The sequence below is a fragment of the Streptomyces sp. SLBN-31 genome, assembly GCF_006715395.1.
Lineage (GTDB): Bacteria > Actinomycetota > Actinomycetes > Streptomycetales > Streptomycetaceae > Streptomyces.
The window spans coordinates 564442-591068 of sequence record NZ_VFNC01000002.1; the positions used below are offsets into that span (position 1 = coordinate 564442).

25 protein-coding genes are annotated in these 26627 nt (G+C 72.0%); 16 read left to right on the top strand and 9 right to left on the bottom strand.

What is annotated here, in order from left to right:
* Positions 1-45: 45 nt before the first annotated feature.
* On the bottom strand, positions 46-2439 hold the full coding sequence (locus tag FBY22_RS22545) for a M4 family metallopeptidase (protein ID WP_142148686.1): 2394 nt from the start codon (positions 2437-2439) through the stop codon (positions 46-48).
* A gap of 531 nt (positions 2440-2970) precedes the next feature.
* Here FBY22_RS22545 and FBY22_RS22550 point away from each other — a divergent pair.
* The 6 genes from FBY22_RS22550 (at position 2971) to FBY22_RS22570 (ending at position 7029) form a co-directional block, all read left to right on the top strand.
* Entirely contained in the window at positions 2971-3393 is a 423-nt protein-coding gene (locus tag FBY22_RS22550; RefSeq protein ID WP_260845075.1) for a hypothetical protein, read from the top strand.
* The gene (locus FBY22_RS45320; protein ID WP_260845076.1) at positions 3366-3512 is read left to right on the top strand and encodes a hypothetical protein; all 147 of its coding nucleotides are present in this window, start codon (positions 3366-3368) and stop codon (positions 3510-3512) included. Before FBY22_RS22550 ends, FBY22_RS45320 begins: the two co-directional genes overlap by 28 nt.
* Positions 3513-3561: 49 nt before the next feature.
* On the top strand, positions 3562-4014 hold the full coding sequence (locus FBY22_RS22555) for a hypothetical protein (RefSeq protein ID WP_142148688.1): 453 nt from the start codon (positions 3562-3564) through the stop codon (positions 4012-4014).
* Between the two features lie 68 nt (positions 4015-4082).
* The gene (locus FBY22_RS22560; RefSeq protein WP_142148690.1) at positions 4083-4625 is read left to right on the top strand and encodes an FABP family protein; all 543 of its coding nucleotides are present in this window, start codon (positions 4083-4085) and stop codon (positions 4623-4625) included.
* Between the two features lie 209 nt (positions 4626-4834).
* The gene (locus FBY22_RS22565) at positions 4835-5860 is read left to right on the top strand and encodes a 6-phosphofructokinase (protein ID WP_142148692.1); all 1026 of its coding nucleotides are present in this window, start codon (positions 4835-4837) and stop codon (positions 5858-5860) included.
* Positions 5861-5976: 116 nt separating this feature from the next.
* Positions 5977-7029: a class I fructose-bisphosphate aldolase gene (locus FBY22_RS22570; protein WP_142148693.1), complete on the top strand. Its 1053-nt coding sequence runs from the start codon at positions 5977-5979 to the stop codon at positions 7027-7029.
* Between the two features lie 244 nt (positions 7030-7273).
* Here FBY22_RS22570 and FBY22_RS22575 read toward each other — a convergent pair whose 3' ends face one another.
* The gene (locus FBY22_RS22575; protein WP_142148695.1) at positions 7274-9550 is read right to left on the bottom strand and encodes a zinc-dependent metalloprotease; all 2277 of its coding nucleotides are present in this window, start codon (positions 9548-9550) and stop codon (positions 7274-7276) included.
* A 115-nt stretch (positions 9551-9665) separates the two neighbouring features.
* Here FBY22_RS22575 and FBY22_RS22580 point away from each other — a divergent pair, with 115 nt between their 5' ends.
* Positions 9666-11171 (top strand): metallophosphoesterase, encoded by a 1506-nt coding sequence (locus FBY22_RS22580; RefSeq protein WP_142148697.1) that lies wholly within the window; start codon positions 9666-9668, stop codon positions 11169-11171.
* Positions 11172-11274: 103 nt separating this feature from the next.
* On the top strand, positions 11275-12312 hold the full coding sequence (locus FBY22_RS22585) for an LLM class flavin-dependent oxidoreductase (RefSeq protein ID WP_142148699.1): 1038 nt from the start codon (positions 11275-11277) through the stop codon (positions 12310-12312).
* A gap of 2 nt (positions 12313-12314) precedes the next feature.
* Here the strand turns inward: FBY22_RS22585 and FBY22_RS22590 are convergent, their stop codons facing one another.
* Complete coding sequence (locus FBY22_RS22590) at positions 12315-13283, bottom strand: TauD/TfdA family dioxygenase (RefSeq protein WP_142148701.1); 969 nt, start codon at positions 13281-13283, stop codon at positions 12315-12317.
* Between the two features lie 123 nt (positions 13284-13406).
* Between FBY22_RS22590 and FBY22_RS22595 the strand changes: the two genes are divergently transcribed.
* From FBY22_RS22595 to FBY22_RS22610, 4 genes are all read left to right on the top strand, one after another.
* The gene (locus FBY22_RS22595; RefSeq protein ID WP_142148703.1) at positions 13407-14237 is read left to right on the top strand and encodes an aldo/keto reductase; all 831 of its coding nucleotides are present in this window, start codon (positions 13407-13409) and stop codon (positions 14235-14237) included.
* A 56-nt stretch (positions 14238-14293) separates the two neighbouring features.
* Positions 14294-14908: a DNA polymerase ligase N-terminal domain-containing protein gene (locus FBY22_RS22600; protein ID WP_142148705.1), complete on the top strand. Its 615-nt coding sequence runs from the start codon at positions 14294-14296 to the stop codon at positions 14906-14908.
* Positions 14909-14914: 6 nt separating this feature from the next.
* Positions 14915-15931 (top strand): non-homologous end-joining DNA ligase, encoded by a 1017-nt coding sequence (gene ligD / locus FBY22_RS22605; protein WP_142148707.1) that lies wholly within the window; start codon positions 14915-14917, stop codon positions 15929-15931.
* Between the two features lie 116 nt (positions 15932-16047).
* A complete protein-coding gene (locus FBY22_RS22610; protein WP_142148709.1) occupies positions 16048-16482 on the top strand; it encodes a cupin domain-containing protein in 435 nt (144 codons plus the stop codon).
* Here FBY22_RS22610 and FBY22_RS22615 read toward each other — a convergent pair whose 3' ends face one another.
* The 5 genes from FBY22_RS22615 to FBY22_RS22635 all read right to left on the bottom strand — a co-directional run bounded on the left by FBY22_RS22615 (position 16483) and on the right by FBY22_RS22635 (position 21091).
* Positions 16483-18825 carry a SpoIIE family protein phosphatase gene (locus FBY22_RS22615; protein WP_142148711.1) on the bottom strand — a complete coding sequence of 781 codons (2343 nt, stop codon included), beginning with the start codon at positions 18823-18825 and terminating at the stop codon, positions 16483-16485.
* 76 nt (positions 18826-18901) lie between these two features.
* Positions 18902-19372, bottom strand: coding sequence for a peroxiredoxin (locus FBY22_RS22620; RefSeq protein ID WP_142148713.1), 471 nt, complete (start codon positions 19370-19372; stop codon positions 18902-18904).
* Entirely contained in the window at positions 19369-19749 is a 381-nt protein-coding gene (locus tag FBY22_RS22625) for a hypothetical protein (protein ID WP_142148714.1), read from the bottom strand. Before FBY22_RS22625 ends, FBY22_RS22620 begins: the two co-directional genes overlap by 4 nt.
* Before the next feature lie 106 nt (positions 19750-19855).
* Positions 19856-20365, bottom strand: coding sequence for a MarR family winged helix-turn-helix transcriptional regulator (locus FBY22_RS22630; protein ID WP_142148717.1), 510 nt, complete (start codon positions 20363-20365; stop codon positions 19856-19858).
* A gap of 75 nt (positions 20366-20440) precedes the next feature.
* Positions 20441-21091: a TetR/AcrR family transcriptional regulator gene (locus FBY22_RS22635; RefSeq protein ID WP_142148719.1), complete on the bottom strand. Its 651-nt coding sequence runs from the start codon at positions 21089-21091 to the stop codon at positions 20441-20443.
* Positions 21092-21344: 253 nt separating this feature from the next.
* Here FBY22_RS22635 and FBY22_RS22640 point away from each other — a divergent pair, with 253 nt between their 5' ends.
* The gene (locus FBY22_RS22640; RefSeq protein WP_142148721.1) at positions 21345-22823 is read left to right on the top strand and encodes an MFS transporter; all 1479 of its coding nucleotides are present in this window, start codon (positions 21345-21347) and stop codon (positions 22821-22823) included.
* A 99-nt stretch (positions 22824-22922) separates the two neighbouring features.
* Here FBY22_RS22640 and FBY22_RS22645 read toward each other — a convergent pair whose 3' ends face one another.
* Entirely contained in the window at positions 22923-23624 is a 702-nt protein-coding gene (locus FBY22_RS22645; RefSeq protein ID WP_142148723.1) for a TetR/AcrR family transcriptional regulator, read from the bottom strand.
* A gap of 114 nt (positions 23625-23738) precedes the next feature.
* Here FBY22_RS22645 and FBY22_RS22650 point away from each other — a divergent pair, with 114 nt between their 5' ends.
* The 3 genes from FBY22_RS22650 (at position 23739) to hemC (ending at position 26615) form a co-directional block, all read left to right on the top strand.
* On the top strand, positions 23739-24488 hold the full coding sequence (locus FBY22_RS22650) for an SDR family oxidoreductase (protein WP_142148725.1): 750 nt from the start codon (positions 23739-23741) through the stop codon (positions 24486-24488).
* A gap of 81 nt (positions 24489-24569) precedes the next feature.
* Positions 24570-25550 carry a non-homologous end-joining DNA ligase gene (ligD, locus tag FBY22_RS22655; protein ID WP_142148727.1) on the top strand — a complete coding sequence of 327 codons (981 nt, stop codon included), beginning with the start codon at positions 24570-24572 and terminating at the stop codon, positions 25548-25550.
* Positions 25551-25679: 129 nt separating this feature from the next.
* Positions 25680-26615: a hydroxymethylbilane synthase gene (gene hemC, locus FBY22_RS22660; protein WP_142148729.1), complete on the top strand. Its 936-nt coding sequence runs from the start codon at positions 25680-25682 to the stop codon at positions 26613-26615.
* The last annotated feature ends 12 nt before the right edge of the window (positions 26616-26627 follow it).

A 26627-nucleotide genomic window follows, 5' to 3' on the forward strand; every position in this document is an offset into this window, starting at 1 on the left:
AAGGGCCTCACCCACGGAGGGTGAGGCCCTTTTGGTGCGCGGGGATCAGCTGGTCGTCAGGGCGGTGTCGTCGACGACGAAGCTGGTCTGGAGCGAGGAGTCCTCGGCACCGCTGAACTTCAGGGTGACCGTGGAGCCCGCGTACGAGCTCAGGTTCAAGGACTTCTGCGCGTAGCCGGAGGCGGCGTTGAGGTTCGAGTACGTCGCCAGGGTGGTCGAACCGGCGGTGACCGTCAGCTTGTCGTACGCGGTGCTGGTGGTGGTCTCCGACGTGTCGATGTGGAGGTAGAAGGTGAGCGTCGCCTTGCAGCCGCTCGGAATGGTCACCGACTGGGAGAGCGTGTCGGTGTGGGTGGAGCCGTAGCCGTCCAGCCAGGCGTAGTACGAGCCGCCGTGGGCGCTCTCACCGGTGGAGTTGGTGATGACCCCGCTGGACGCGGTCCAGGTGGTGTTGCCCGACTCGAAGCCCTGGTTGCCCAGAAGTTGGGCGGAGGTGCAGGTGCCGCCGCCGCTGGAGCCGACCGTCCAGGTGAAGGAGGCGGTGCCGGTCGCACCCGTGCTGTCGGTCACCGTGACGGTCGTGCTGTAGGTGCCGGCCGTGGTCGGCGTGCCGGAGATCACGCCCGTGGAGCTGTTGATCGACAGGCCCGTCGGCAGCCCGCTCGCGGCGTACGACAACGAGCCGCTGTTGGTGCTGCCGGCCGAGATCTGCAGACTCACCGCCGTGCCGACGGTGGAGGACTGGCTGCCCGGGTTGGTGACCGAGACGCCCGACGAGGGCGGGGTGATGTGGCTGCCGACGTTGATGCCGGCGAAGGCGTTGCCGACCCCGGCGTACTGCGTGGAGCCGGTGCCGTACAGCGCGGCGGCGGCGTTCAGGGCGGCGGTGCGGGCGCCGGCGTAGTTGGTGCTCGACGTCATGTACGTCGTCAGCGCCTTGTACCAGATCTGCAGGGCCGCGGCCCGGCCGATGCCGGTGACGGCGACGCCGTCGGAGGTCGGGCTGTTGTACGTCACGCCGTTGATGGTCTTCGTGCCGCTGCCCTCGGACAGCAGGTAGAACATGTGGTTCGCCGGACCCGAGGAGTAGTGCACGTCGAGGTTGCCGACACCCGAGTACCAACTGTCCGCGGAGCCGCCGTCCTTGCTCGGCTTGTCCATGTAACGCAGCGGCGTGCCGTCGCCGTTGATGTCGATCTTCTCGCCGATGAGGTAGTCACCGACGTCGCTGCTGTTGTTGGCGTAGAACTCCACGCCGGTGCCGAAGATGTCGGAGGTCGCCTCGTTCAGGCCGCCGGACTCGCCGCTGTAGTCCAGGCCCGCGGTGTTGGAGGTGACGCCGTGGCTCATCTCGTGGCCGGCCACGTCCAGCGAGGTGAGGGCGTGGGTGCCGCCCGCGCCGTCGCCGTAGGTCATGCAGAAGCAGCTGTCGTCCCAGAAGGCGTTGACGTAGCTGCTGCTGTAGTGGACGCGGGAGTAGGCGGCGACACCGTCGTTCTTGATGCCGGAACGGCCGAAGGTGTTCTTGTAGAAGTCCCAGGTCGTCTGGGCGCCGTAGGCCGCGTCCGCGCCGGCCGTCTGGGTGTTGGAGCCCGAACCGGTGCCCCAGACGTCGTCGGAGTCCGTCATCAGGGTGCCGGTGCCCGAGGTGCCGTTGTTGAGGTTGTACGTCTTGTGGCCGCCGCGCGTGGTGTCGTACAGCTGGTACGTCGAACCCGACAGCGTCGTGTTCAGCGTGACCGTGCCGCTGTACTGGGTGTTGCCGGTGCCGGTCTCGATCGCCTGGAAGCGGTGGAGTTCCTTGCCCGTGACGGCGTCGGTGATGACGTGCAGCCTGCCGGGGGTGCCGTCGTCCTGGAAGCCGCTGACGACGGTCTCCCAGGCGAGCTTCGGGGTGCCCGTGCCCGCCCAGATGACCTTGCGGGCACTGTCGGCCTTGGGCTGCTTGGCGTCCAGGGCCTTGGCCGCCGTGAGGGCCTTCGTCTTCGCGGCGGACTTGGCGACGTCCGCCGTGGTCGAGGCGACCTTGATGGTGTGCTTGTTGTTGAACGTCGTGCTCACCGTGCCGGCCGCGAGGGAGGCGGGCGGGGTGTGCACGACCAGATCGCCGCCGAGGACGGGCAGCCCGGCGTAGGTGCGCTCGTACCGGGTGTGCACGGTGCCGTCGTTGTCCTTGACTACGTCCTTGACGACCAGCTTCTCCTTGGCGCCCAGGCCGAGGGCGCGGGCGGTCGCGCCCGTCTTCTCGGACGCGCTCCTGATCAGAGCGGTGCGCTGGGCCGGGGAGAGCTTCGCCTCCAGGCCCCCGGTGCGGAGGGGGGTGGGGTGGGGGGCTGCGGGCTGCGCGTTCGCCGGGACCGACTGGATGCCGACGGCGAAGAGGGCGGCGGTGGAGAGCAGGGCTCCTACCGCGGTCCGCTTGCGGGGAATGGGTCTCACTCGTTCTCCTACTGCGGTGGCCGCGTGGGGCGGCCGATGACAGACCGGACAGACGGGCGTACTGACCGGGACGAGCCGAGCTGTGCGGGACCGACTGCGTGTCGAGAACGTGGGGGGTGTACGGCGGTTGGAGGGAGAATGGCAGGTTGACCGGGGCATGTCAGCGACGTCCGGGCTAATCAAGGGTTATCCCTCTGTGCCGGGGGCATCGCGCGGGAAACCCCGAACTCCCGCTGCCGTGAGACGACTTCACATTCAAGACGATCTCGGTCGCCGCCGTGGAGGCGGGCGCGGACGGGCACGCGGGGCGGAAATCGGTTGCGGCGTGGCCGGCGGGCCCGGTGGCGTGGATCCATGGACGGCGTCGCGGAGGGAGCGCAACGGGCCGGGACGGGAAGGCACGCTCCTCCCACGGCCGGCCGCGTGGCGCGGACCGGCGGTACGGGCGGCTCTGATGCCGGCCGCGTTCACCTTCAACACCGCGGAGAACCTGCCCGTCGGACTCCTGGAGCCCACTCCCGGGACCTCGGCGTGTCGGTGTCGGCGGTCGGGCTGCTGGTGACCGGCGACGGCGGCACGGTGGCCGTCGCGTCCCTGCCGCTGGCCCACGGCGTACGGACCGTGCCGCTGGATTCACTGCTCGTGGCCTTCGGCGTTGCGTGTCTGGCCGGGGTGACGCTCACCGGGGCGGTGCTGGGCCCTCGGCCACGGACCGCGCTGAGCACCGCCATCGCCACCCAGGCCGTCGGCATGCTCGGCCTCTGCTCACTCGGCGACCGGCCGGTGGCGGCGGTGCTGTTCCTGATGCTGGTGTGCGGCGCCTTGGGCCCGGTCTTCATGACCACCCAGAACGCGATGCTGTGGTGCGCCCCGGGGCCGCACCGACATGGCCCTCGCCGCGAACTCCGGCCTCCTCAACGCCGGAATTGCGGGGCGCCGCCCTCGGCGGGCTGATCCTGTCGCTGACGGACGTCCGCGCCACGTTCCTCACCGGCGGCCTGACGACCGCCGCCGCGTACGGGGTACTGCTCACCGAGCGACTGCTGCCCGGCCGACCGGCATCCGCCGGGTAGCGTCGCAAACGAGGCGCCGGGCCCCGCGAGCTCACCGCACACTGCGTACATGTCCACCGACGTATACGGCATGATCGAGTGCAGACCCATGGCCCGGCTCTGGGGTGAGGACGACGAGGACGCCGTGTGGCACGCCGCCATTGACCTCTTCCTCCTCGATCCCGGCAACGCCTACAACGCTCTGGCCTGCCTTTTCGGCGTCCGCAACGGCTTCGGCTTCCGTCCGCTCGCCGAGGGCCGCGGTCTCCCGGCGGACGCCTCGGGCGGCCTGCGGGACACCTTCCGGGCGTGGGGCGACCCCTCGGACGCACGCGGCACGACCTGGCTCAGCTGGGCCGAGCTGGAAGCCGCAGACTGGGACGAGACGGACGCGTCCGGTCGGCTCAGTCGGAGGAGCGCTGCCGGGGCGGGCACTCGGTGGGCGCCGGTCTGGGACGTCATGCGCACCCTTGCCGGTCTGCACGGGCCCTCGTACGTGCGGCTTGTGGTCTGGTGCGACTGAGCGTCCCACGTCACCGGGCGTGCCCCTAGGCTTGCAGCCCGGACTGGAACGGCTTGAGGAGTGCAGACGTGTTCGACCCCGCGGTGGAGTGCCCCTATCCCGACGGCGACCGGCCCGACGCGGCGCCCGAGCCGCACGCGCTGCTCGCACCCGTGCTCGGGTTCCTGGGTACGTGGCACGGGCGGGGGCACGGCGGTTACCCCACGCTCGACGGGGACTTCGCCTACGCCCAGAACGTCGTCTTCAGTCATGACGGCCGGCCCTTCCTGCGCTACGAGGCACGGGCCTGGCTGCTGGACACGGACGGTGCACCGTTGCGGCCCGCGGCACGGGAGAGCGGCTGGTGGCGGCTGCAGCCCGACGGGCGGGTGGAGGCGCTGATCACCCAGCCCACCGGCATCGCCGAGATCGCGGTCGGTCGCGCGGCCGAGGGCACGGTCGAACTCGCCACGCACCAGGTCGCGCTCACCCCGACCGCCAAGCGCGTCGACGCCACCGGCCGCCGCTACACCCTGGCCGACGACGACACACTCGCGTTCGAGCACGAGCTCGCGGCCGTCGGCCTGCCGTTGCAGCACCACCTCTCCGCGACCCTGCGCCGCGTGAAGTAGACGTCACGGGGCCGAAGGTCCTCACCGGCGGGCCGCCCGGGAGTCGCCGCCGGGACCCCTGGCACTCATGATGGAGGGAGAGACACCTGGCTCTCCGGGTGCGCACCCGCGGAGGCGGACCGACGACGTCGCCGGGCAATCGGGAGGCGTGCGGCGGGTCGCGCCGGGACCGAAGGCCGGCCTCCGCCCGGGGGGATAGGGAGGAAACCATGAAGATCGCAGTGCTGACCGGCGGGGGCGACTGCCCCGGTCTCAACGCCGTCATCCGCAGCGTCGTCCGTAAGGGCGTCCAGGACTACGGCTTCGAGTTCGTCGGTGTGCGCGACGGCTGGCTCGGCGCGCTGCGCAACAACATGATGCCGCTGGACGTCTCCGCGGTGCGCGGGATCCTGCCGCGCGGCGGGACCATCCTCGGTTCCTCCCGCACCAACCCGTTCAAGCACGAGGACGGGGTGCGGCGCATCCGGGACTCCCTGGCCGCGCACGACGTCGAGGCGATGATCGTGATCGGCGGCGAGGACACGCTCGGCGCGGCCACGGAGCTGAGCCGTCAGGGGATCAAGCTGGTCGGCGTACCGAAGACCATCGACAACGACGTGGCCGGCACCGACTACACCTTCGGCTTCGACACCGCCGTCGGCATCGCCACCGAGGCCATCGACCGGCTGCACACCACGGCCGAGTCGCACATGCGGACCCTGGTGGTGGAGGTGATGGGCCGCCACTCCGGCTGGATCGCCCTGCACGCCGGCATCGCGGGCGGCGCCAACGTGATCCTCCTCCCGGAGCGGCCGTTCGACGTCGACCAGGTCTGCGCGTGGGTGAAGAGGCGCTTCGAGATCAATTACGCCCCGATCGTCGTCGCCGCCGAGGGAGCCGTTCCCAAGGAGGGCGAGATGGTCCTCAAGGACCGCTCGCGGGACGAGTACGGCCACGTGCGCCTGTCCGGCATCGGCGAATGGCTCGCCCGGGAGATCGAGGGACGCACCGGCACGGAAGCCCGTACCACGGTCCTCGGACACGTCCAGCGCGGCGGCACCCCGAGCGCCTTCGACCGCTGGCTGGCCACGCGCTTCGGCCTGCACGCCGTGGACGCGGTCAGGGACGGAGCCTTCGGCACCATGGTCGCCCTGCGCGGCACCGACATCGTCCGCGTCCCGCTCGACGAGACCCGCGGCAGGATCAAGGTGGTCGATCCGGCGCTGTACGACGAGTTCGAGGTGTTCTTCGGCTGAGGCGAGGGCCGTTCGACCTCCGCGAGGTGCCGAACGGGGTCTGCCGCGCCACCACGCCGCGCCGCACGGTGGCAGTGGGCCGAGAGACGGCCGTACGACGCCCTGGGGGTGTGACGATGACTGACATCCAAGGCTTGCTGGGTGACGAGGCGAAGGAACTGCTGACCCATGTCGCCCTGGGGATTCCCAAGGAGGACCTGGTGCTGCCGGGCCCCGACTTCGTCGACCGGGTCGTGGCCGCCACCGACCGCTCGCCCCGCGTGCTGCGCAACCTGCAGGCCCTCTTCGCCCACGGCCGCCTGGCCGACACGGGGTACGTGTCGATCCTGCCGGTCGACCAGGGCATCGAGCACTCCGCGGCGTCCGCGTTCGCCCCCAACCCCCGGTACCTCGACCCCGCGAACATCGTGGAACTGGCCGTCGAGGGCGGCTGCAACGCCGTCGCCAGCACCCTTGGCGTGCTCGGGGCCGTGTCGCGGCGCTACGCGCACCGCATCCCGTTCATCGTGAAGCTCAACCACAACGAGCTGCTGACCTACCCCAACCACTACGACCAGGTCATGTTCGGCAGCGTCCAGCAGTGCTTCGACCTCGGCGCGGCCGGCGTCGGCGCCACGGTGTACTTCGGCTCCGAACAGTCCGACCGCCAGCTGCGGGAGGTCGGCGAGGCCTTCGCCCGCGCCCACGAGCTCGGCATGTTCACCGTGCTGTGGTGCTACCTGCGCAACGCGGCGTTCAAGAAGGACGGCGTGGACTACTCGGCGTCGGCCGACCTCACCGGCCAGGCCAACCACCTCGGCGTGACCATCGAGGCCGACATCGTCAAGCAGAAGCAGGCGGAGAACAACGGCGGCTACCGCGCCCTGGGCTTCGGCAGGACCGACCCGCTCGTCTACGACACCCTCACCAGCGACCACCCGATCGACCTCACGCGCTGGCAGGTCGCCAACTGCTACATGGGCCGCGTCGGGCTGATCAACAGCGGGGGCGCGTCGGCGGGCCAGGGCGATCTCGCCCAGGCCGTGCGGACCGCGGTGATCAACAAGCGGGCCGGCGGCACCGGCCTGATCACCGGCCGCAAGGCGTTCCAGCGACCCACCGCCGAGGGCGTCGGGCTTCTCCACGCCGTGCAGGACGTCTACCTCGACGACAGCGTCACCATCGCCTGACGGTGACGCCCCCGGCCGCGACGGCGGACGGCGGAGCGGAGCCGCCGTCCGCCCGTCCCGGACCGGCCCACATGGCCTCCAGCCTCGCCGACCGGGCGTCACCCCATGGCCGCCGCGGGCCGGCTCCGCCGCCTCGAACGGACACGGCGCCCCGCGGACCACCCGCGCTGGGCACCGCCGCCCGGCAGGCCGAGGAGCGACAGACCACCACGGCCGTGAGCGCCCGGCGACCGTCCGCGCGGGCTCAGTTGGGCGCGCCCGGCGGGACCCTCGGCAGCGGGTCGAGGCGGGCCGCGTCAGGGTCGGCCAGAACGGCGCTGATGAGGTCGGCCGCCTCGCGCTGACCGTCGTGGCCGCCCTGCCGCAACTCGTCGGCGAACCGGCGCAGGGCACTGCGCAGCGCCGTGCGGACGGCGGCGTGCAACGCGCCCTCGCACACCACGGTCAACAGGTGGTTCAGCAGCGTCCAGGCGGCCGTGTACTGGACGGCGACACCGCCGGGGAGGTCCGTCGGCACCGGGTCCGTGCGCCGCCAGGTGACGGTCAGGAGCGCGTCGACGACCTCGGTGACGCCGGGGGAGGCCGGGTCGGTGGCGTGCTGCCAGGCGACCCGGTTGAGGCGGGCCGGTTCCAGGAGCTGTTCGGTGACCAGGGTGACGGCCACCCGGACCGCGTCGAGCGGGTCGAAGACCCGTCCGGCGCCGCTGTCGAGGTACTGCTCGGTACGGCCGTAGCGGACCGCCGGTGGCGTCACCACGCTCAACGCCGTCTGCGGAAGCGCGAGTTGTTCGGCGCGCAGGAGCTGGGCCAGGCCGGTCAGGGCCGAGCGCTGGGTGGCCGCGTCCACGGCCCGGGTGCCGCGGCCGTCCTCGCCGGCCAGGCCGTAGGCGTAACGGACCCCGCCGACCAGCCGGGCCACGGCGATCACCTCGTGGCGGTGCAGGAGGTGCAGGAGGGTCAGCCGTTCCTCCAGTTCGCCGGTCTGCCGGTCGGGCGGGAGGGCACCGCGCGAGAACCCCTCCAGCGCGATGCGGCGGGCCCGCAGCATCGTCTCCAGCGCCTGCCGCGCGTCTCCGCCCGTCACCCAGGTGACGGCGTCGGCGTGGGCCGCGTGCGGGCCCTGCGCGTCCTCGTCCGAGACGAAGAGAAGGCCCGACTCCGCCGCTTCGGCGCGCAGTTGGACGAGGGCGGGGTCCTCGTCGGCGAAGTGCCCGTAGGCATGGGCGACGAGGAAGTGGTCCCAGGGGCCGAGCCCGGTGCTGTACGCGGACGACAGGTCGATGCGGTCGTCGTCGGTGATGATGACGCGGGCGTGCGGGTAGTCCATGACGGACGGCTTCGGATGGGTCGTACTGGCGAAGTTGTGCATGAAGCCGAGCGCGTGGCCGATCTCGTGGGCGGCCAGGTGGCGCAGGCGCGCGAGAACCAACTCCTCCACCACGGCGAGCCGTTCGGCCTCGTCGGGACGGCCGTAGGGGGCGAGCAGGGCCTCGCCGAGGGCGCGCACCTGTTCCAGGCGCTGGGAGCCGAGGCGGACCCGGGCGTGCAGGATCTCGCCGGTGCGGGGGTCGGTCAGCCCCTGCCCGAGCGACCAGCCGCGGCCCGAACGGTGCACCCACACCACGCCGTTGACTCCCACCTCGTACGGGTCGAACGCCTCGTCGCCGGCCTCGACCCGGTAGGCGTCGGGCAGCCCGATCAGCGCGAAGGCCTCCCGCCACCAGTTGCCGCCCTCGATCACCGCCGAGCGGAAGGGTTCCGGGATCGCCGGATCGACCCGGAACACGATCGGCTCGGCATCCGGACCAGCCCGGAACCTCGGCTGCATGCGCACCTGGGTGTCACCCGCGCCGACCCGGCCGTGATCGGCGTAACCGACGCCGTAGCCGCCGGAGTTGGGGTGGAAGCGGCGGACGGGCAGCGGTTCGGAGGGCAGGCGGACCAGGTTGAGCTGCTGGACGACGGTGAGGGCCCGCGGGTCGGCGGCGTGCGCGCGGACCGCCGCGCCGCGGCCCGGTCCGGCGAAGGTGATCAGGGCGGGCAGCCGGGTGGCGGACGGGCCGGTGCGGCTGTCCGCGACGAGCGGCAGACTGCGCGAGTCGTCGACGGCGTACTCCCCCTGCTCCTCGTCGTACAGATGCTCGGCGATCCGGTCGTGGTCGACCAGGGCGAGGCCGGTGGCGTCCACGACCGCCGCGCCGTCCTCCTCGCGCAGCACCGGCCCGCTCCACACCACGGACAGCGGGAACGACTCCTGCCCGGCACGCACGGCGGCCGCGTCGCCGTACGTCTGGAAGTGCTTGTTCCGGACGACGAACAGCACCCGGTCCCCGATCCGCCGGAACTCCGCGAGCCGCGCCTTGCCGGCCCTCCCCCGGTCCAGCCACAGCTCGCTGGAGCCCAGCCCCTGGGAGAGGGAGACGGTGAGCAGGAAAGGCTCGTCGAAGTGGCGGATCCCCAGCAGCAGTCGGCCGCCCGGCCGGTCCGGATCGGGCACCAGGTCGATGAAGTCGGCGGTCATTTGGGGCCTTTCGCGCGGACGGAGCTCGGTCGTGATCCTCCCTCAGGCACGGCACGGCCGCCATGGCGGCGCACCCCCCTCTCGTCCGCCGCTTGATCGTTGTTACCGTGCACCGGTGTCTGACTCCTCACGCGATACCGCCGAGGGCGCCGGCTGGGGCGCCGCGGAACCCGGCGAGTACAAGCGGCTGATGCCCGCCAAGGTCGAGAAGCTCTCCTGGCTCGACCCCAGGACGCTGTGGTCCGCCCGCAACGGCGTGCTGGCCTCCTGGTTCGGCGACCCCACGGGCCGCACCCGCGGCCGTTGGGTGGCCCAGCGGGAAGCGGCCGGCGCGCCCGCCGACAAGGTGATCCGGCGCGACGACCCGGACCGCTTCTCGTTCATGGTCATCGGCGACACCGGCGAGGGCGACGAGCCCCAGTACTCCGTCGTGCCGGGCTTCCTGAGGACCAGTCAGGGCACCGACTTCGCGGTCATCACCAGCGACGTCATCTACCCGGTCGGCAGCGCCGACGACTACGGCAGCAAGTTCTTCCGCCCGTACCGGGACTATCCGGCGCCGATCTACGCCGTACCCGGCAACCACGACTGGTACGAGGGTCTCGGCGCCTTCATGCGCGTCTTCTGCGGGGACGCCCCACCGCTCCCGGCGGAACCCGCACCGCGCCCCCTCACCCGGGCGTGGTGGAGGTCGCTGCTGTGGCACCGGCCCCGTCCGACGGACGGTCAACGCCTGGAGGAGACACGGCAGTTGCGGTCCGCCGCCGCCCAACGGGCCGTACAGCCGGGCCCCTACTGGGCGATCGACGCCGGTCCGCTGCGGCTCATAGGCATCGACACGGGTCTGCTCGGCACCATCGACGCCGAACAGGGCGCCTGGCTGCGCGAGGTCTCCCAGGGGCCCCGCCCGAAGATCCTGCTCACCGGATCGCCCCTGTACGTGGACGGTGAACACCACCCGTGCACGATCGAGGGGGACGGCGGCACCGTCGACGACATCGTCCGCGACCCCGAGCACCACTATGTCGCGGCGATCGGCGGCGACATCCACAACTACCAGCGCTATCCGGTCCAGGTGGACGGCCGCACCATCCAGTACGTCGTCTCGGGCGGCGGCGGAGCGTTCATGCACGCCACCCACACCATCCCGCGCGTGAACATCGCGAACGTGACGGAGAAGGACTTCCGCTGCTACCCGCTGCGCGGTGACTCCCTGGCCTTCTACAGCCGGCTCTACGGACGCCGCCTGCGCCTGCGCCGCTTCTTCACCCTCACCGAGGCCGAGGCCACGGCGGTCGTCGCCGAACGCCTGGGCATCACGCCCACGCGGGCGCCCGGCGGCCCCGTCCGCGTGACCCGCCGCGTCCGCCTCGTGGCGAGCCTGCTGGGCGCGGGCGGCCGCCCCGACCGCACCTCCCGCTTCCGCCTCCCGGTCCGCAAGATCTACACGCAGCTGTTCTCACCCGGCTCGGCCACCTACAGCCCGCCCTTCTTCAAGCAGTTCCTGCGCCTGGACGTCACCCCCGACGCCGTTCGGCTGCGGTGCTTCGCGGCCACCGGCAACCTCGCCCAGGAGATCGAGCCGCCCTTGGAGGACGAGGTGACCATTCCGCTGCCCTGAAAGAGCGCTCCCGGCACGGGGAACACCTGCCGCCGGGACCTGGTTGGCACTGCCGTACTGCTTGATACGTCAAACAACTCGTCGAACAGTTACGGAGCAGCCCGTGCCGCCGACCTCCCGTCCCCTGCGCAAGCTCGGTTTCCTGACCATCGGCCTGTTCGACGAAGACGATCCGCGCCGGGGCCACGAATCCACCCTGGAGATCATCGAACTCGGTGAGCGGCTCGGCTTCGACAGCGCCTGGCTGCGTCACCGGCACCTGCAGTACGGCATTTCCTCGCCCGTCGCCGTCATGGCGGCGGCCTCGCAGCGCACCAGCCGCATCGAGCTCGGCACCGCGGTCATCCCGCTGGGCTGGGAGAACCCGCTGCGGCTGGCCGAGGACCTGGCGACCGTGGACCTCCTCTCCGGGGGCCGGGTCAACCCAGGTGTCAGCGTGGGTCCGCCGATGCACTTCGACCAGGTCAAGCAGGCGCTCTACCCGGACACGGCGGACGCGGAGGACTTCTCCTACGAGCGGGTGCGGCGGCTGCTGGACCTAGTGCGCGGCAAGAGCGCCAGCGAGTTCAGCGGCGTCGAGGGATTCGAGACGTTCTCCGACCGGGTGCAGCCGCACTCGCCGGGGCTGGACCGACGGATGTGGTACGGCGGCGGCAGCCTCGGCTCGGCGCGCTGGGCCGGCGAGAACGGCATGAACTTCCTGACGAGCAGCGTCGTCAAGGCGGAGGCCGAGGCTCCGCACGGATCGGGCCACGACTTCGCCGAGATCCAGCTGTCCCACATCCGCGCCTTCCGCGCCCACCACCCCGACGGCGAGAACGCCCGTGTCTCCCAGGGCCTGGTGGTCATCCCCACCGACTCCGCGTCGCCCGAACAGCGGGCCCGGTACGAGGAGTACGCGGCCCGGCGCACCCCTCGTACGACGTCACCGCAGGGCCCGGCTCGGCTGTTGTTCGCGCCCGACATCGTCGGCACCTCGGAGGAGATCGCCGAGCGGCTGCACGCGCACGCCGCGTTCCGCGAGGTGGACGAGGTGGCCTTCGCCCTGCCGTTCACCTTCGCCCACGAGGACTACGTGCAGATCCTCACCGACATGGCGACGCGGCTCGGCCCGGCGCTGGGGTGGCGGCCCTCCGTCTGAGCTCACCACCTGCCGGGTTCGGTGCCGATCACGGGCTGCGACGGCCTGCCGTCCACGCCGACCGGTACGTCGCCCGTGAGCATGACCCGGTGCATGATCCGCGGGAGGCCGAGGTGGGCGTTGTCGCCGGGCGCCAGGTGGATGGTGGCCCGGTTGTCCCAGAAGGCGACGCTGCCCGGCTCCCAGCGGAACCGCACGGTGTACTCCGGCCGCACCGCCTGCTCCAGCAGCATCTCCAGCAGGGCCCGGCTCTCCGGCCGGGAGACGTCGACGATCTGCTCGACGTAGTAGCCGTTGACGTACAGCACCCGCTCCCCCGTCTCAGGGTGCACGCGCACCAGCGGGTGGACGGAGGCGACCTGGTGGTCCAGCAGGTGTCGCAGGTACGCGTCGTCGCCGGGCCTGGGCTGGTAGCCCACCCCGAGCCGGTGCTCGGCACGCAGGGTGTCGACGAACTCCCGCACGGGCGCGGACAGTCCGGCGTAGGCGGCCGCCAGGTTGGACCACGTCGTGTCGCCGCCGTAGGGCGGTACGGTCTCGGCGCGCAGGATCGTCGCTGCGGGCGGGTCGATCCGGGCGCCGTGGTCGCAGTGCCAGCCGCGCAGCAGGGTGTGGCGTCGGCGCTGCAGCCACTCCTCGTGCTCCATGCCGAACCGTCCGCCCAGTTCGAGCCGGTCGGCGGTGGTCTCCACCTCGGGAAAGTCCGGCGGTGAGGCGCTGCCCCGCTTGCCCAGGACGACGGGTTCGCCGAAGCGGCGTGCGAAGGCGACGTGCCGGGCGTGGTCGAGCCGCTGCCCGCGGAAGAACACCACCTTCCAGCGCAGCACGGCCGTGCGGATCGCGGCGACCACGGCGTCGTCGAGGTCGTCGGCCAGGTCGACGCCGGTGATCTCCGCTCCGATGTGTCCGGCGACCGGTTTCACCTCGACACCCGCGGCCCGCTCCGCCGCCGCGTCCCACTCCGTCGTCATACCCACTCCGTCACTCGTGCGCATCGGCTCCCCTCACGCCCTCATCCCCACCTGTGCGTTTGATCAAGCACCCCGTTGTCCGTGACGCTGGAGGTCCGGCACAGTCGAGGGAAGGGTCGCCCCGTGGTCAGCATCCCGACGCACACGCTCAACGACGGCACGCGGCTCCCCGCGGTCGGCCTGGGCACCTGGCCGATGAGCGACGCCGAGGCGGAGCGCGCCGTCGCCGAGGCCCTGGGCCTGGGCTACCGCCTGGTCGACACGGCCACCAACTACCGCAACGAGTCCGGAGTGGGCCTCGGCATCGCCCACGGCGGCGTGCCCCGCGAGGAGATCGTGGTCACCACGAAGCTCCCGGGCCGCGACCACGGCTACGAGGAGACTCTTGCCTCCTTCGAGGACTCCCGCCGCAGGCTCGGCCTGGAGTACGTGGACCTGTATCTGATCCACTGGCCGCTCCCCCGGGTCGACCGGTACGTCGACTCGTGGCGGGCCATGATCAAGCTCCGCGAGGAGGGCCTCGTCCGCTCCGTCGGCGTCTCCAACTTCACGCCGGAGCACATCGAGCGGCTGGAGAAGGAGACCGGCGTCCTGCCGTCCGTCAACCAGATCGAGCTGCACCCGCTCTTCCCGCAGGAGGAGCTGCGCGCCTTCCACACCGCCAAGGGCATCCTCACCGAGAGCTGGAGCCCGCTCGGCCGCGGCAGCGACCTGCTCGACGACCCGGCGCTCGTCTCGATCGCCGGGGACCTCGGCGTGACCCCCGGCCAGGTCGTGCTGCGCTGGCACACCCAGCTCGGCGCGGTGCCCATCCCGAAGTCGTCGGACCCGGGGCGACAGCGCGCCAATCTCGACGTCTTCGGGTTCGAACTGGACGCCGGGCAGATGCGGGCCGTCGCCGACCGCGCCCACCGCCGACTGGGCGGTGACCCCGAGGTGCACGAGGAGTTCTGAGGCGCCCGTGGGGTACTCGCAGGCCCGCGAGGCAGGACGCACGGAAGGAGCCGGAAGTGGGTGACCGGGACCGGCTGCGGGAGTACCGCGGCAAACGCGATTTCCGGCGGAGCGCGGAGCCGGAGGGCCGGTCCGCATCCTCGGACGGCGAACCCCGCTTCGTCGTGCAGATCCACGACGCGTCCACCATGCACTTCGACTTCCGGCTCCAGGTGGGTGACGTACTGAAGTCGTGGTCCATCCCGAAGGGCCCCTCCGCCGACCCCCACGACAAGCGGCTGGCCGTGCCCACGGAGGACCATCCGCTGCAGTACGAGGAGTTCGAGGGCGTCATTCCGGAGGGCGAGTACGGCGGCGGCACCGTGATCGTCTGGGACCACGGCACCTACCAGCCGCTGAGCCACGACCGCGAGGGACGGCCCGTCGACTTCGAGGAGTCGCTGGAGCACGGACACGCCCGGTTCCGGCTCAAGGGCGCCAAACTGCACGGCGAGTACGCGCTCACCCGGTTCCGCGGCGGGAGGGACGGGGACGGCAAGGAGTCCTGGCTGCTGGTGAAGGCCGGCGGCGAGCGGGACCGCGGACACGGGGCGCCGGATCCGCGGCGGGCCCGCTCGGTGACCAGCGGCCGTACGCTCGCCCAGGTCGCCGCCGACGACGGACGGAAGTGAACGGCCGTGCCGGGGCTGCTCGACTCGCTCCCCGAGGAACGGCGCGGGCTGCTGGCCGCGGCGCGCCCCGGGACGGAACTCGCCGCACGGCCCATGCTGGCCACGCTCAGCGACCGGCGGGACTTCGACGACACCGGCGAGTGGATCTTCGAGCGGAAACTGGACGGTGTACGGCTGCTGGCGGTCCGTGACGCGGGGCGGGTGACGCTGCTGTCACGCACGGGGCGCCGCCTCGACGACAGCTACCCCGAGATCGTCGAGGCGCTGTCCGCCCAGTCCTGCGCCGACTTCACGGTCGACGGCGAGGTCGTCGCGTTCTCCCGCGGCCGCACCGACTTCGCCCGGCTCCAGCAGCGCATGGGACTCACCCGCAGACAGGAGATCGAGGCCACCGGTGTCGCCGTGACGTACTACGTGTTCGACCTGCTCAGGCTGGACGGCGCGGACACCACCCGGCTGCCGCTGCGGCTGCGCAAGTCCCTGCTGCGCCGGGCCCTTTCGTACCGTGCGCCGCTGCGCTGGACCTCCCACCGCAATGCGGGCGGCGCCGATTCGCTGGCCGACGCGTGCGCCCGCGGGTGGGAGGGGCTGATCGCCAAGCGCGCCGACGGGCCGTACCGGCCGCGGCGGTCCCCGGACTGGCTGAAGCTCAAGTGCTCCCAGGGGCAGGAGTTCGTCGTCGGCGGTTTCACCGAGCCCGCCGGCAGCCGGGTCGGCCTGGGGGCGCTGCTGCTGGGCTACCACCAGGACGGGAAGCTGCGTTACGCGGGCAAGGTCGGCACCGGCTTCGACCGGCCGACGCTGCTGTCGCTGCGCGAGCGGCTCGAGCGATTGCGAGTGGACGGCTCGCGGTTCGAGGGCCCCGTGCGGGAGGCGGGCGCCCGCTGGGTGAGGCCGGAGCTGGTCGCGCAGATCGACTTCACCGAGTGGACGCGGGACGGGATGCTGCGCCATCCCAGGTTCCTGGGCCTCAGGGACGACAAGAAACCGGCCGACGTGGTTCGCGAGCGGCCCGCGGCCTGAGCGAACCGATCGACGAGGTGGCCGGATTGACGCGTTCCGGCCCCAACAGGCCTTCCATGGCTCTATGTTCACGGCGGTACTCGATCTTCGCCCCTCGTCCGGAAGGTTGTTCAAGCATGCGCACCGCACTCCGCACCGCCGTCGTCGGCGCGATCGTCACCGGCTCGGTCCTGACCTGCGGCACGGCGGGGGCCACGCCGCCGGGGCCGGGGGTCACCGCCAAGCTGATCAGCACGACCACCGTCGGGGACACCGACTACGTGCTGCGCGAGATCACCGTCCCGCCGGGCCAGAGCACCGGCTGGCACTACCACGACGGAGTGGTCTACGGCTTCGTCCGCCAGGGCACGTTGAGCCACTACCACGCCGACTGCGCCGAGGACGGCGTCTATCCGAAGGGCACCACGGTCCGCGAGCCGGGCGGCCCGAGCGACGTCCACCTGGGCCGCAACGAGGGTGACACCCCGCTCGTCCTCGACGTGCTGTACGTGCTGCCGCACGGCGCGCCGTTCTCGGAGGACGTCCCGAACCCGGGCTGCTCCTTCCAGTGATCACACCGGGGGCGGCAGCGTCTGCTCGGCCCAGATGGTCTTGCCGCGCGGGGTCTGCCTGCTGCCCCAGCGCTGGGTGAGCTGGGCGACCAGCAGCAGTCCGCGGCCGCCCTCGTCGAAGGCGTGCGCCCGGCGCAGGTGCGGCGAGGTCGAACTGCCGTCGGACACCTCGCAGATGAGGGCACGGTCGCGGATCAGGCGGAGCTGGACGGGCGGGGCGCCGTAGCGGATGGCGTTGGTGACCAGTTCGCTGACGACCAGTTCGGTGACGAACGCGGCCTCGTCCAGGCCCCAGGCGATCACCTGCTCGGTGGCGGCCCGGCGGGCGGCGGCGACCCGCTCGGGGTCCGGGGTGATGTCCCAGGTGGCGACCTGATCCGCGCCCAGTGCCCGGGTGCGGGCCAGCAGCAGCGCGACGTCGTCGCCCGGCTCCTCGGGCAGTACGGCCTTCAGGATCGTGTCGCACAGGGTGTCGAGGGTGTCGGCCGGGGCGGCGAGGGCGCGGCACAGTTCGGCGGTGGCGTGGTCGACGTCGCGGTCGCGGTCCTCGATCAGGCCGTCCGTGTAGAGGGCGACGACGCAGCCCTCGGGCAGTTCCAGCTCCGTCGCCTCGAAGGGCAGGCCGCCGACGCCCAGCGGCGGTCCGGCCGCCATCGGCACGAGGCTCACCGTGCCGTCGGGGTACAGCAGGGCGGGCGCGGGGTGACCGGCCGCGGCGAGGGTGAGGCGGCGCGAGACGGGGTCGTAGACGGCGTAGAGGCAGGTGGCGCCGAGTTCCGCCACCTCGTCGCCCCGGTCGTCGGAGGCGAGGTGGATGACCAGGTCGTCGAGGTGCGTGAGGAGCTCGTCCGGCGCGAGGTCCACGTCCGCGAGGGCCCGTACGGCCGTGCAGAGGCGGCCCATGGTCGCCGACGAGGGGATGCCGTGGCCGACGACGTCGCCGACGACCAGGGCGACGCGGCTGCCGGACAGCGGGATCACGTCGAACCAGTCGCCGCCGATACCGGCCAGCGATCCCGAGGGCAGGTAACGGTGGGCCACGTCCACCGCCGCCTGTCCGGGCATGCCCCTGGGCAGCAGGCTGTTCTGGAGGGCCAGGGCGGTGGTGCGTTCGCGGGCGAAGCGGCGGGCGTTGTCGATGCAGACGGCGGCACGGCTGGCGAGTTCCTCGCCGAGGACGGCGTCGTCGCCGGCGAAGTCGTCCGGATTGGCGATACGGACGCCGACGACGACCCCCAGCGTGGTGCCGCGGGCCCGCAGCGGCACCGCGAACATTGAGTGCACGCCCTTGCGGTACGGGCGACCCCCCGGGCCCCGTGTGTTGCGTTCGGCGACCCAGCGCACGAAGTCCGGCTCGCCGGCCTGGCTCACCACGGCCTTCCCGGTGCGCAGTGCCTTCGCCGGCGGGGAGAACGGCGGGTAGACGTCCGCCTCACCGACGTGCACTGCGGCCTCGGGTGTGCCCTCGCTGACCGAGCCGTGGGCGACGCGGCGCAGCACGATGTCGTTCTCCGGCAGGCCCGGGCTTTCCTCGGCGCCCAGTACCCACTCCAGCAGGTCGACGCTGGCGAAGTCGGCGTAGCGCGGCACGAGGAGTTCGACGAACTCCTCGGCTGTGCGCACCACGTCCAGGGTGGTGCCGATGGAGGCCGCCGCCTCGTTCAGCAGGGCCAGGCGCTCGCGGGCCCAGTACTGCTCGGTGCTGTCGAACGCCGCCAGAGCGACGGCGCAGACCTCGCCGGCGGCGTCCCGCAGGGGCCACATCTCGGTGGTCCAGGCGTGGTCGCGGTTGAGGGCGGGGGCGGCGGTGTAGCTCTCGTAGCGTGTCGGCTGCCCCGTCTCGGCCACCAGGCGCAGATGGGCGAGGAAGCCGCGGCTGGACTCGGCGTCCTCGACGGTGTCCGCGAAGAACCGGCCGGTGAGCGTCTGCTCCGACACGCCCATGACACGGCAGGCGACGTCGTTGAGCTGCAGGTAGTGCTGGCGGGTGTCGAAGACGGACATCGACATGGAGGCCCGCTGGAAGGCTTCGGCGGCCAGGGCCGTCCGAGGGTCGCCCGGCGGCTCGACGGTGATCACATAGCCGCCGTGGTCGCCGTTTGCTCCGACGACGGGGCAGGCGCTGAGCCGGAGCTCCACGGTGGAGCCGTCGCGGTGGCGCAGTACGACGGTGCCGTGCCGTGCGGCGACGGCCTCGGCGGGCGCCTCCTCGGCGAGCAGCTCGCGCGCCGCCCGTCCCACGGCCTCCCCGGCCGGGTATCCCGTCAGCCGCCGGGCACCCTCGCTCCACCCCGTCACCGTGCCCCGGGCATCGAGAATCGCTGCAGCGGAGGCCTGCTCCATATTCCACAGGATGGTGCTTTTGCCGTGGGGCTTCAACCGAAGCGGAGGACCGCCGCAGCCCTCCGTCTCCCCGCGGTCACTTCTGTTGTGCGGCCCGCAGGGCCTCCAGTGCCCGGTCGGCGTGGGTGTTCATGCGCAGCTCGCTGCGGACGACGTCGAGGACCGTGCGGTCCTGCCCGATGACGAAGGTGACCCGCTTGGTCGGTGCCAGGGAGAAGCCGCGCTTGACGCCGAACCGCTCACGGATCGTGCCGTCGGCGTCGGACAGCAGCGGCATGCCGAGGGTGTGCCGGCCGGCGAACTCCTGCTGCCGTTCGACGGAGTCGCCGCTGACGCCGACCGGCCGGGCGCCGACGGCGGCGAACTCGGCGGCCAGGTCGCGGAAGTGGCAGGCCTCCGCGGTGCAGCCCGCGGTGAGGGCGGCCGGGTAGAAGAAGAGCACGACCGCTCCGTCGGCGAGCAGTTCGGACAGCTTGCGGACGGTGCCGCTCTCGTCGGGCAGTTCGAAGTCGTCGACCTTGTCTCCGACGTTGATCGGCTGACTCATGCCGCGCCCTCCCCGCTCCTGGCGACACTGCGGGCCCACAGGACGAGGGGCAGTTGCAGCGGCAGCCGCCCCATGGCCGCGGCCTTCTGCGACGCGGGCCGGTCGCGCCAGTCGACGGCCATCTTGACGTTGGCGGGGAAGACGCCGACGAAGAACGCGGCCGCGGCGAGGGCCGCCGTCTTCCTGGTGCGGGGCAGCGCGACACCGGCCGCGAGCGCGAGTTCCGCTGCACCGCTGACGTACGTCCAGGTCCTGGGCGCACCCGGCAGGGAGCGCGGGACGATCGCGTCGAACTGACGGGGAACGGCGAAGTGGGCGGTGCCCGCGGCGGCAAGCAGACCGGCGAGCAGCAGGGGCGAGCGTTCGGACCGTGACACGGTTCCTCCTCTGATGACCTGCCGCGCGATGTTACCGGAGGGTAGAGAGGGCCGGTGACCGGCCTCCCCCGAAGGCGGCCCGGGGGCAGGAAGGGCGGCGCCGAGGTCAAGAGGTGGATTCGGTCTCCTCGTCGCCGGCGTAGGCGAGGAAGTCGTCGACCATGCGGTGGAAGAGGGTGGCGAGCTGCCGCAGCTCCTCCGGCGTCCATTCCGCCAGGGCCGACTGCATGCCGCGGGCGCCGGCGTCACGGACCCGCGCTACGGCCTCCCGGCCCGCCCCGGTGAGTTCGATGCGCTGGGCCCGGCGGTCGTCGGGGTCGGGGACGCGGGTGACGTAGCCGGACTTCTGCAACTGCTGCACGGTGCGGGTGACGTGGGAGGCCTCCACGCCCAGCCGGGTCGCCAGCTCGCCCGGGCGCAGCGGCTCCGAGTCGGCGACTTGGCGCAGCAGTGCGACGGCGGCACGATCCAGCGGCACACCGGCCAGCGCCATCAGCCGCTCGTGCCGGCGGGCGCGGGTGCTCAGGTAGGTGATGCGGGTGAGCGCGCGCTCGATCTCGATGACCTCGTCGGACGCAGGGGTGCCGGGGAGGTCGGGGAGCGGTGGTGTGGGCATACACCACGCTACCACCTCGTTGCGTAACGCAAGTAAAGTCACGCGCTCCCAGGTCCGGTACAACAGCCTTCCGCGTCAGGGCCGGTTCGCCACAGGCGCCAGCCACAGGCCGACGAGCGCGTCGGCGAGGCCGGTCGCGGCGTCGTCCCAGGTGGCGCGCGGGGTAGGCCGGTTCTCGGCCAGGGCGTGCTCGCGCTCGGCGGGCATCTGCACGATCAGATGACGCGCCATCTCGCCCCGCTCGGCGCGGACTTCCGGCGGCAGGTCGGGCAGACAGGCGGTGAGTCCGTCGATGATCCGCCGCAGGGACGGAGAGGAGAGCGACTCGTCGACGACGATCTGATGGAGCACCGGGTCGGTCATGATCTGCGCGCAGAAGCGGGCGTACCAGGTGGGGCCGCCCAACGCCGCCAAGTGCTGTGGGACGGGGCGCACCAGGCAGTCCACCCAGTCGCGTACGTCCGGTGAGTCGCCGATGCCGGCCAGCAGCCGGGCGCGGATCTGCTCGATCCGTGTCGCGTGCTTGCGGACGATGGCGCGCACCAGGTCGGCCTTGGTGCCGAAGTGGTAGCCGACGGCGGTGTTGTTGCCCTGGCCTGCGGCCTCGCTGACCTGGCGGTTGGAGACGGCGTTGACCCCGCGCTCGGCGAACAGCCGCTCGGCGGCGGCGAGGATCAGCTCCCTGGTCGCGTTGACCTGTTCCGCGCGTGCCGTCCTGGCCGCCATGCTCACCACCGCATCGGGACTTCGTTCATCCCGCGGCGGCCAGTCCCTCGGACCGTCGCAGGTCCGCCGCCCGTGCGGCGAGTTCCAGCTGAGGAAGCCTACGCAATCACACCGCTCGAGCCGGACCCGGCCGGCCCGGCTGGACCCTGCGGACGTCGGGTTGACCGAGCCTCTAAGCTAAGTCAATCACCTGCCTTAAATCTTGCATTCGCATCGGGTTTCCTGCTCCTCGCACGCCCACGGAGGCTTCTTCATGTCCGACGCCCTGCCCAACCCGGTGAGCCCGGGCGGACCGGCCGCACCGCGGTCGAACGCCGTGGTGGCCGTGCTGGCCTTCGCCGGCATCGTCGTATCGCTGATGCAGACGCTGGTCATCCCGATCGTCCCGGAACTGCCGAAACTGCTGGACGCTCCCGCCTCGGACACCGCCTGGGCGGTGACCGCCACGCTGCTGGCCGCCGCGGTGGCGACCCCGGTGATGGGCCGACTCGGCGACATGTTCGGCAAGCGGCGCATGCTGCTGGTCAGCGTGGTCCTGCTGGTGGCCGGATCGGTGGTCTGCGCGCTCAGCGATTCGCTGGCTCCGATGATCGCCGGACGGGCGGTGCAGGGCCTGGCGGCGGCGGTGGTGCCGCTGGGCATCAGCATCATGCGCGACGAACTGCCCACCGAGCGGTTGGCGGGGGCCACGGCGCTGATGAGCGCCTCGCTCGGCGTCGGCGGCGCCCTGGGACTGCCGACGGCGGCGCTGATCGCGGACCACTACGACTGGCACGCGCTGTTCTGGAGCTCGGCCGGCATGGGCGTGGTGGCCCTGGCGCTCGTGCTGCTCTTCGTGCCCGAGTCGCAGGTGCGCTCCGGCGGCCGCTTCGACGTCCTTGGCGGTGTCGGCATGGCGGTGGGCCTCGTGTCCCTGCTGCTGGCGATATCCAAGGGCGCCGACTGGGGCTGGACAGACGGCACCACCCTCGGTCTGTTCGCAGCGGCGGTCGTGGTGCTGCTCACGTGGGGCTTCTTCGAACTGCGCACGACCGAGCCCCTGGTGGACCTGCGCACCACCGCCCGCCGCCAGGTGCTGGTGACCAATCTGGCCTCGATCGCGATCGGCTTCTCGATGTTCGCGATGTCCCTGGTCCTGCCCCAACTGCTGCAGCTGCCCGCGCAGACGGGCTACGGCCTGGGCAAGTCGCTCCTGACCGCCGGTCTGGTGATGGCGCCTTCCGGCCTGGTGATGATGGCGTTCGCCCCGGTGTCCGCCGCCGTCTCCAGGGCGAAGGGACCGAAGGTGACGCTGATGATCGGCGCGCTGATCGTGGCCTGCGGGTACGGCCTGAACATCGTGCTGATGTCCGAGGTGTGGCACCTGGTGCTGGTGTCGTTCGTCATCGGCGCCGGTATCGGTTTCACGTACGGCGCCATGCCCGCCCTGATCATGGGTGCCGTGAACCCCTCGGAGACCGCGGCCGCCAACAGCCTCAACACGCTGATGCGGTCGATCGGTACGTCCGCGGCCAGCGCCCTCGCCGGTGTCGTCCTCTCCCACCTGACAATCGACCTCGGCGGCTACGCGCTGCCCTCGCGGAACGGCTTCAAGGTCGTCATGGCCCTCGGCGCCGGGGCCGCGCTGCTGGCCTTCGCCGTGGCGTCGTTCATCCCTGGCCGCCGCTCCGTCGCCGTGGACGCGCCGATGCCCGCCACCGAACCGTCGGCCGACGCCGCCAAGGTCGGCTGACCGGCCGCCCCTGATGGCCGCCGACCACCGGTCCGCGGCCATCAGCCGGCCCCTCACCGGGGCAAGAACCGTGCGTCGGCGCCTGTGGCGCGGTGCTGGTCACCCGGCGGACAGCTTGTCCAACCACTGCCCCAGCAGGGCCGATTCGGCCGGGGTGAAGGACGGGGACCGCGCGGCGCGAAGCCGGGCCGCCAAGGTGGCGGCGGCGACCGGGACGGCCCTGTCCCCGTCACCCTCCTGGCCGTCGGACGCGCCGGAGGGCGGGCGGGTGACCGAGTCGAGCACGGCGTCGCGCAGCCGCTCGGAGAACCCCGGGTCCGAGTACTGCTCGGGTCTGGTGAGTACGGACAGGGCCGCCCCGACGTTGGCGGACATGATCATCTGAGTGGCGAGAGCGGGCGGCACGGTGAGCCGGCCGGCGGCGGCGCAGCGTTCGAGGATCCCGTGCAGCAGGGCGTGTGCCTCCTGCGCCGCCGCGGGCGGGACCGTCAGCTCGGGCGAGTACATCAGCCGGTAGTGGTTGGGGTGCTCCAGCGCGAAGCGCATGTGGTTGTCCCAGCCGCTGCGGAGGTCCGCGACCGGGTCGTCGCTGGGCCGGGCCGCCCGCTTGGAGGCGAGATAGGCCTCAAAGCCCCGGTCCACGACGGCGGCCAGCAGCCCGGCCTTGTCACCGAACAGCCGGTAGAGCATCGGCGCACCCACGCCCGCCGCCTCGCACACCGCCCGCGTGGAGACATCGGCGACCGACGCCTCGGCCAGCAGGTCGGTGGCCGCTTCCAGGATCTTCTCCCGCGCATCCATGGGACCACCGTAGCCCATTCGTAGCACCGATACGAAATCGGAGATACCAGCGCTACGAATCTGTGTTATCGTCGATACGAACCAGTCGTAGCAGCGCTAACAAAGGATGCAGCCATGACCACTCAGCCCCAGCAGGACCGGCGCGTGGCGATCGTGACCGGTGGATCACGCGGCATCGGGCGGCAGGTCGCCCGGAGGCTCGCCGCCGACGGTTTCGCGGTCGTCGTCGGGTACGCCGGCAACAAGGACGCCGCGAACGAGGTCGTCCAGGCCATCGAGGCGGCCGGCGGTACGGCCCACGCCGCCCGCGCGGACGTCGGCGACGATGCCGAGGTCGCCGCCCTCTTCGACCTGACGGAGGCCACCTACGGCGGTGTCGACGCCGTCGTGCACGCGGCCGGACGCATGCCCCTGTCCCCCGTCTCCGAACTCGACCTGGACGAACTCGACGCCCTGTACCGCACCAACATCCGCGGCACGTTCGTCGTCGACCAGCAGGCCGCACGCCGGCTGCGCCCGGGCGGAGCGCTCGTCAACTTCTCCAGCTCCGTGGTGGGACTCGCCTTCCCCGGCTACGGCGCCTATGCCGCGAGCAAGGGCGCGGTCGAGGCACTGACCCTGATCCTGGCCAGGGAGATGCGGGGCCGTGACGTGACGGTCAACGCGGTGGCGCCCGGCCCGACGGCGACCGACCTCTTCCTCGACGGCAAGGACGAGGAGACCGTCGCCCGGCTGGCCGCCCAGCCGCCGCTGGAACGCCTCGGGACCCCGCAGGACATAGCCGGCGTCGTGGCCTTCCTGGTCGGACGCGAGGGCCGCTGGGTCAACGGGCAGGTGCTGCGGGCCAACGGCGGCATCATCTGACGACGGCCGGTGGCAGCGCCGTTCAGGGGAAACCGGTGGGCCGGGCGCGTGACGGCGCGCGGCGGCGTCGACAACTCACCCGTGACCCTCCCCCTGATCCCGCCCATGCTCGCCACCCCGGGCACGCTGCCGCCCGTGTCGCAGGACGCCCGCTGGGCCTACGAGACCAAGCAGGACGGCCAGCGGGTCGTGGCCTACCTCGAAGGGGACGGACGTGTGCGGCTGCGGGCCCGGTCCGGGGAGGAGATCACCGCCGCGTACCCCGAACTCCGCGGCCTCGGCGCGGCACTGGGGACCACGGCCGCGGTGCTGGACGGGGAGGTCCTGGCACTGGACGAACACGGCCGCGCCGACTTCCAGTTGCTGCAGTCCCGCATGGGGCTGGCGCACGCGCCCGCCCGGGCGGCGCGGCAGGCCGCCAAGGTGCCCGCCCACCTGGTGCTGTTCGACGTGATGCACCTGGCAGGCCGGAATCTCACCGCGCTGCCCTACGTCCGCCGCCGGGGGATGCTGGAGGAACTGGGGCTCGACGGGCCCTTCTGGTCCACCCCCGCCGCGCTCGTCGGACACGGACGGCAGGCTCTGAGCGCCACTCGTGAGCACGGCATGGAGGGCCTGGTCTGCAAGCGGCTGGACTCGGTGTACGAACCCGGGGTGCGCTCCCGGGCCTGGATCAAGATCCGCAACATGCGCAGCGAGGATGTCGTCGTGGGCGGCTGGCTGGCGGGCATGGGACGGCTGTCGGGGCTGCCCGGCGCGGTCCTGGTCGGACAGCGGGCGGCGGGGCGGCTGCGGTACGTCGGCGGGGTGGGCACCGGCTGGAGCGAGGCCGAGCGGACCCGGCTCGCCGGGCTGCTGCGGGATGCCGAGACCACCGTCTGCCCCTTCGATCCCGTCCCCTCGGTGCCCGGCGCCCACTGGGTGGTGCCCCGCCTGGTCGGCGAGGTCCGCTACAGCACCCGTACCCGGGCCGGAATGCTGCGCCAGCCCTCGTGGCTGCGCCTCCGCCTCGACCTGACTCCCGAGGAGGCGGCGGCAGACTTCCCGGACGACCTGCTCTGACCCGCCGTCAGAGCTGGCTCGCCGGCGGACATCGAAGCGGCTCCGTCGCGGGCCCGGCGTCGGCGTGATGCGCGTCCGAATAGGTCCGTACGGTGCGAACGCGTCCTTCCGGGGGTCTATCGTGTCCGCATGTCCGTCCCCGAACTGATCCGTATCGTCTCCCGCGACTCGCCCATGGCGCTCGCCCAAGTGGAGCGTGTCCGCGCCGAGTTGGCGGCCCTGCACCCCGGTGTGCGCACCGAGGTCGTGCCGGTGAAGACGACCGGCGACAAGTGGATGGGCGTGCTGTCCCAGGTGGAGGGCAAGGGGGCGTTCACCAAGGAGGTGGACGCCGCGCTGCTGGCCGGCGAGGCCGATCTCGCGGTGCACTGCGTCAAGGACATTCCCGCCGACCGGCCGCTTCCGGCGGGCACGACGTTCGCCGCGTTCCTCAAGCGCGACGACGTCCGCGACGCCCTCGTCCATCCGGGCGGTCTGACACTGGACGAACTCCCCGAGGGCACGCGGATCGGTACCTCCGCGGTGCGGCGCGTCGCCCAGCTGGCCGCCAGTCATCCGCACCTGGAGTGCGTGCCCTTCCGCGGTAACGCCAACCGGCGGCTGGCGAAGCTGGAGGCCGGCGAGGCGGACGCGCTGCTGCTCGCGGTGTCCGGCCTCGAACGCATCGGCCGCCAGGACGTGATCACCGAGGTCCTGTCGGTGGAGACGATGATGCCGCCGATCGGCGCGGGCATCCTGGCCCTGCAGTGCCGGCAGGACGACATCGAGCTCATCGACGCCGTCAGCGGACTCGGGGACCCGGACACGCACCGGGAGGCGACCGCGGAACGCATGTTCCTGCACGTGCTGCAGGGACACTGCAACAGCCCCATCGCCGGGTACGCGCGCGTGGCACAGGGCGGCGAACTGTCCCTGCGGGCGTGTGTGTTCACTCCCGACGGCAAGACGCGCCTGAACGCCCACGAGTGGGCCGGCCGGCTCGACCCGGCCACCCTGGGCACGTCGGTCGCCGTGGCGCTGCTGCGTCAGGGTGCCCGCGAGATCATCGACGGCATCCCGCACTGAGGCGGGCGCGGA